5 protein-coding genes are annotated in these 6,477 nt (G+C 56.8%); 4 read left to right on the top strand and 1 reads right to left on the bottom strand.

The window, feature by feature from the left end; genetic code table 11:
- Positions 1-507 precede the first annotated feature (507 nt).
- The gene (locus AB3X99_RS38890; protein WP_368661838.1) at positions 508-1,683 is read left to right on the top strand and encodes an SIR2 family protein; all 1,176 of its coding nucleotides are present in this window, start codon (positions 508-510) and stop codon (positions 1,681-1,683) included.
- A gap of 110 nt (positions 1,684-1,793) precedes the next feature.
- The gene (locus AB3X99_RS38885) at positions 1,794-2,927 is read left to right on the top strand and encodes a hypothetical protein (protein ID WP_368661837.1); all 1,134 of its coding nucleotides are present in this window, start codon (positions 1,794-1,796) and stop codon (positions 2,925-2,927) included.
- A 641-nt stretch (positions 2,928-3,568) separates the two neighbouring features.
- Here AB3X99_RS38885 and AB3X99_RS38880 read toward each other — a convergent pair.
- Positions 3,569-5,149 (bottom strand): cation:proton antiporter, encoded by a 1,581-nt coding sequence (locus AB3X99_RS38880; RefSeq protein WP_368661836.1) that lies wholly within the window; start codon positions 5,147-5,149, stop codon positions 3,569-3,571.
- Positions 5,150-5,439: 290 nt separating this feature from the next.
- Here AB3X99_RS38880 and AB3X99_RS38875 point away from each other — a divergent pair, with 290 nt between their 5' ends.
- Both AB3X99_RS38875 and AB3X99_RS38870 read left to right on the top strand, forming a co-directional pair.
- Positions 5,440-5,952 (top strand): redoxin domain-containing protein, encoded by a 513-nt coding sequence (locus tag AB3X99_RS38875; RefSeq protein ID WP_368661835.1) that lies wholly within the window; start codon positions 5,440-5,442, stop codon positions 5,950-5,952.
- Entirely contained in the window at positions 5,949-6,476 is a 528-nt protein-coding gene (locus AB3X99_RS38870) for a DsbA family protein (RefSeq protein ID WP_368661834.1), read from the top strand. Before AB3X99_RS38875 ends, AB3X99_RS38870 begins: the two co-directional genes overlap by 4 nt.
- The last annotated feature ends 1 nt before the right edge of the window (position 6,477 follow it).

Here is a 6,477-nt window from a genome sequence, read left to right as displayed (position 1 = left end):
TCCATCAGGGACCGTCGGCGAGTGCCGTGCGAAGTCCGAATGCATGGCTGCAATCTTGACCTATAACCTGTCACGAACTGAGCGCTTGGCAAACTGGGGGCGTCCATGCATGGATCAAGGACGCGAAAAGCCGCGACAGGTACCGAGACTGACGTCAACGCGGTGGTCCGCCGCATCGGCCAGATGACCCTGACCGACCCACAAGGGACGTTTAGACTTCTCCGTAGCGGCCCCCACCAACACCGTCCATTTTTGCCCGCGTCAATGACCTAACCTGCATCAAATTGCTGGGCAATCGCGGGCAGGATTGCACGCGCGCGCACCCAAGCCCCTTGCGTGCTCTGTACCGGCTTCGTCATACAGGGGACGCGATCCACGTCTCATCGTCCGCGATGCGGAAGGAACGCGATCGCTTGTTCGTTTCTTGAAATTCCCCGACAATCTAAAACGAATATCAAAGCCACGGCAATCTGCCGTTTCGCGCAACCGCGTATTCTGGGGACACGAATGGATCTGAACGAGGCAATCCGCCACGCAATAGATGGCAATGCGATCCTGTTTATGGGCTCGGGGTTTTCCTACAAAGCAAAGAATTTAGAGAACAAGAGTCCGATGACAGGTCGCGCCTTCGCCCGTCACCTGTACGAATTGTGCGGGATCGATACCGACGATGACAATCTTGCTCTCGCCTCCCAATGCTACTTGGGAGACAAAGGGCATGGCGGAGCCTTGGGCCTAGTTGATCTGTGCCGGAATGTCTTTTCAATCCGCGAAGCTGCCCCGCATCACGAGGCACTCCTTAGCCTGCCATGGCACAGAATTTACACTACAAACTACGATGACCTCGCTGAAAAAAGCGCAGCCAACCTTGGAAAACAACTGGTTCCGGTAACACTAAGCGACGCTCCCGAAAGTTTTTTATCGGGATCACGCGTTTGTTTGCACATCAATGGCCTCATCACTCGCCTGACTCAAAACGATTTAACCGGTGGATTCAAGCTGACGGCCGCAAGTTATCTTGTTGACGAATTCAACGCCTCTCCGTGGAGCACGGTATTTCGCCAAGACCTTCAGCTTGCGCGGGCGGTGATATTCATTGGATATTCAATGTATGACCTGGACATCCAACGCATCGTTCACGTTGAAGACACCAAAAACAAAGCGATTTTCATAACGAGTCCCGATAAAAATATTGGCCCCGACAAGCTTTTTCTACCGATGTTCGGTGACGTCTATCCCGTTGGCATAGAGGAATTTGCAAAGCAAATTGAGCTAGAGCAGAAGACGCATACGCCATCAAAGCAATTGCATTCATTTCTCGCGCTCGAGAAAATTGATTTCAAACTCACAAAAGATGTCGCATCGAATTCTGACATTGAAAAGTTATTCCTTTACGGCGAGGTAAATCGCTCACTGGTTAATGTCGCCAGCACCAAGGACGAACAGAAACGCGCATATCTGATTGAAAGAACTCATTGTCAAAAAATCCTCGACGCTCTAGGCCAAGGTGACGACGCAGTAGTGATTTCAGACCTGGGCAACGGCAAGACTATTCTGCTAGAGCAATTGGCACTGAGGCTTGGAACACTTGGATGGAATGTGTTTCGCGTGAAATCAGATTCGAAAGAAGCACTTAAGGAAGCTCAACATGCAATATCCCTCCCGGTCATACGGTCTTTGTAATCGACAACTATATACCATTACTCAAATTTATCGATTTTGTTTCCATTCGCAGAACCGGGAAGCCGATAAGATTTTTGCTCGGTGGGCGCTCACACGTCCATGATGCATACTTGGACCGCCTCGAACTTGCTCTGCATGTTCGCCACGTCGCAGAGTTTGAGATCAACCAGCTTGATAAGCGCGAATTAGCCGAGATCGTAGATTTGATTGATAGTTACGGATTGTGGGCTGAGTTTTCAGCGAAATCCGATTCGGAAAAATATCAACTTGTTACCAAGGACTGCAATTCGCAATTACATCAAATTCTGCTAAAACTGTATCGCTCGCCAAACATCGCAAAAAAGGTTTCCGATATTTTTACGGCAATTCAACCATCCGTTCGGAGAGTTGCTATTGCTGCATTTATCATACGCGGAAGTGGAATTACCTTAGATCGTCGCTCGCTGGATGATTTATTGAAGAACTCGCCGTTCATAAGACTGTCGAATACAGATCGAGAAAGCGTAAAATTCTTGTGGAGCGAAACTGCAGGACAGATTCGGCTTCGGTCGTCTGTTCTGGCAGAGTTTTACTTGACCAGCCTCGGTGACGCCGGCGAGGTTGTCGATGTGCTCACCGAAATGTATCTTCAGGCGCTTGAGCGTACCGACGTTCGATCGGAATATCAATATTTTTTGAGAAGCGTCATGAGTTTTAGTGCGCTTCAAAAACTTCTTCCTGAAACCGGGCTGCGAGCGGCCACGATCAGATTTTACGAAGCGATTCAAAACACCAAAGTTGCGAAAAGAAACCCTCATTACTGGCTTCAATATGCCATTGCGCGGCTTTCGTTCGACGACGACTTGGATGATGTCGAACCGTATTTTAAAGCAGCCTACGCATACGCCAAGGGTTCAAACTACGATCCCTATCAGATCGACAACCATTACGCGCGCTTTCTTTTAAAAAAAGCAACTCGCGAACAGAATTCCGCCGTGGCATTCGAATACTATCTGCAAGCGAAATCCATCATCCAAAAGCAGATTCTTCGCGAAACAAAGCATTACCCGTATCGAGTAGCTGCAGGTGTGGTTGATTATTTGGGGCAACATCGTCTGAATATGGACGATAAGCAACAGAAAGACGTGGTCGGGTTTTGCGAGGAAGTGTTAAAGCGTATAGATAAATTGCCGCGCGATATTCAATCACACGTACACGTGATTGCGTGCAAGAGAGCAATGCAAGCTGCAATCGAAACCTCTTGACCCTGTGTGCATCGAAGTTCACCCCCTCCTGTCAGCGAGCGCCAGACACAAGGGGGAGCAACCGCTCCACAGCAGGCTCGGAAGCACACATTGTTGACGATCTGCACATTGATGTTGAATGGCCGATTATGGCCGACACCGGAAGCTCGCTGTCTGACCTTCGGGGCGCACGAGTTCACCCGAGAGGGCAGCTATGTAGCGCCGGGAGAACGTCGGGGCGACGCGGGGGTGCGTTCCTGCGGTTTAGATAGAATTAAACTTATCCTAAAGCTAAGAAAATACTGGTGTGTTTTCCGGGAGTTCGGTCTTACCTAAGGGAGTGTCGCATCGAGATAGATGCATGCCCGGTCGGCGCTGTCGCTCGTGGTGACCAGATTTGATGATCGGTGTCGCCGCTTACCTGATGCTCGTCGGACGCGCTGGCTCCGACCGGGGCGCTTGCTGCTCGGTGTAGCGGCTCCCGATCGAGACGGTCGTAGTTCAGTGAGGTTACGAAGGCTACCGCTGGTCCCTGCTGGGTGTGGTCGGCCTGTTGCTGGTCGTGTCGGGCAAACTCGTCGCGTTCGATCTTACGCGGCGAGTGCCGGCTTCGTGAGGGGCGCGCCGCTATCCTCTCAGTGGCCCCAGCGGTCTCCGTGGCCTCAGGGCTCCAGCAAACGAACGAGCCGCATCTCCTCGAAATCCAGCTCCGATTCGATGCGATGGAGCACGGCGTCGTCCACTCGGCCGTTGCGATGCAGATCGAGCAACGCGCCCCGCGTCACACCGACGAGTTCGAGCTCTACGCGCAAGACTTGCGCACGCTCTTCGATCCTCAAGCCGCCTGTGAGGTGCGCGCCCTTGTTCGCAGTCACGCGAACCTTGTATTCGGCGATCAGGCGATCGAGCGTGGCACGCGGAATAGGCAGCCCCTGTTTCGCCATGTCCTTCACCGCGTCGAGCGCCGCGCCGAACGAATGGGCGCGCGCTTCGTGCTCGGACATCGTATGGCGCGTGGCGGGGCGTAGTTTGAGCCAGCGGATCAGCGGGGCGAGGCTGCCGCCCTGCACGACGAGCGTGGCGATGATGAGCAGGAAGGTGCTGAAGACGATCACGTCGCGCCCCGGAAAGTTCTCCGGCAACGCGATGGCCGCCGCCAGGCTGACCACGCCGCGCATGCCCGCCCAACCCATGACGATCGCTTCGGCGAACGACCATGCCTCGCCGCCCGAACGGCGCGCGCGCAAACGGCTTGGCAACCAGACCGCAGCGAGCACCCAGACCAGCCGAGCGACAATAGCGGCCGCCGTTGCCGGCAGCGCGACTCGCAAGCCGGCCATCACCACGGCGCTTTCGTGATTCACGCGCGCGAGGATCTCGTGCAGCACGAGGCCGATCATGATGAACACTAGCGCGTCGAGGATAAACACGACCGCTTCCCAGGTCGCTTTCGCCTTGATGCGCAGGTCGGCGCTGAACACACGGTGCTGTCGGATGCCCAGCACGAGCCCGCACGTCACGACCGACAGCACGCCCGAGCCGCCCACGGCTTCCGCGATGCCGTAGCTCGCCCACGCCATCACGAAGGTGACGACGATGCCCAGCATCGGCTCGCGCAGGCGCGGCAGGGCCCAGCACATGACGTGGCCGCACAGCAGGCCGACGATGATGCCGATGAGGATCAACTCGACGAACAGGCCCGTCGCGCTCGCGAACGTGATGGTGGCCGCGAGCGCCGCCGAAACGGCCATTTGATACAGCAGCAGGCCCGAAGCGTCATTGACGAGGCTTTCGCCTTCGAGCACGGCCACGAGTCTGGCGGGCAGGGGATAACGCTGCAGAATCGCTTTCGCCGCCACGGCGTCGGGCGGCGAGACGATTGCGCCGAGCGTGAAGCACGCGGCCCACGGCAACGCCGGGTTGACGGTGTGGACAGTGACCGCCACGGCAACCGTCGTGAAGGTCACCGCGCCCAGCACAAGCGAGACGATGGTGCCCAGTTCCTCGCGAAACTCCTTCCACGCGGTATAGAAAGAACTCGACATCAAGAGCGGCGGCATGATGGCCGCAAGCAGCAGATCCGGGTCCGTTTGCGGCACGCGCTTGCCCGCGACCGCAATCACGCAGCCGCCAAAAAGCAGCACGACCGCAGGAGGAATGGCAATGCGCTCGGCAAGCCATGTCAGCGCGCCCGCTCCACAGATCAACAAGAGCAGATAGTGGAAAAATTCGACGTTGGTCACGATGCCTGGTGCGTTGAGTGATAGGGAGAAGCTCAGAAAAAGCGGACGCCGACGGTTGGAGCCGAACGGCAGCATATATCACTTCATATTTGCGTGTCGTTAAGCGAAGGCGGCGGGACGCGACTTTGTGGCCCGACCGTTATACGAAGGTTTCGGTCACTTTAACTTTCTCGTGAGACCACGATGCGATTGCATAATTGCGAGGCCGCCGAGCCCGGCGATATTCTGGAACGCATCGGTTGCCGCACCATGCGACAACTCAACGAAGCCCATCAGGAGCATTTCAGAACATGAACACGTTGCTTGCCGAAAACCTCGCTTCACCGCTACAGCCCGGCGTGCAAGCGCCGGACTTCACGTTGCTGGCCACGCCGGACCAGAAAATGTCGTTGTCGGAATTGCGCGGCGCGCCGGTCATCATCGCCTTTTACCCGGCCGACTGGAGTCCGGTTTGCGGCGACGAACTCGGCTTGTTCAACGCCGCACTCGACATGTTCAAGCGGTACAAGGCGCAGTTCGTGGCCATTTCCGTGGATAGTGCGTGGTCGCACGCCGCCTTTTCCGCGCAGCGCAGCTATCATTTTCCGCTGCTGGCGGACTTCGAGCCCAAAGGGGCGGTCGCCAGCCGCTACGGGGTGTATCGCGCGGCGGAAGGCGTGAGCGAACGGGCGCTTTTCGTGCTCGACGGGGAAGGCGTCGTGCGCTGGTCGGAAGTCTCGCCGATCAGCATCAATCCGGGCGTGGACGGCGTGCTCGACGCCCTCCAGCATCTCGTCTCCACCACGCAACAGGACCTGTCATGAGCCATCTCACTCCGCCCGTTGGGCACGCCGATCATGTGCAGGGCGCCGCGGATGCGCCGGTCACGCTCGTCGAATACGGCGACTTCGAATGTCCGTATTGCGGCGCGATGTATCCCGTCATCAAGGCAGTCCAGCAAGCGATGGGCGAGCGTCTGCGCTTCGTGTTCCGGCAATTTCCGCTCGCTTCGATGCATCCGCACGCGCTTCATGCAGCCGAAATGTCGGAGGCCGCAGCGGCGATCGGACGCTTCTGGGAAGCGCATGACGTGCTCTATGAAAACCAGAGCGCGCTGAACGACGGGGCGCTCGCGACCTACGCCTCGCATATCGGCATTCGCGCGAGCGACTTGAAGGCGGCGTTTGAAGGCGCGTATGACGAACGCATTCAAGGCGATTTCGACGGCGGCTTGCGCAGCGGCGTCAACGGCACGCCGACCCTGTTCATCAACGGCCGGCGTTATGACGGCGATCGGGACGCCGGGAGCATGCTCGAAGCGCTCAACGCCGTCGCGGCCGGCAAGTGAG

It is taken from the genome of Paraburkholderia sp. BR10882 (assembly GCF_040948855.1).
Lineage (GTDB): Bacteria > Pseudomonadota > Gammaproteobacteria > Burkholderiales > Burkholderiaceae > Paraburkholderia > Paraburkholderia nodosa_A.
The sequence above is the reverse complement of the archived record's forward strand: the minus strand, read 5'-3'. Positions and strand labels throughout refer to the sequence as shown.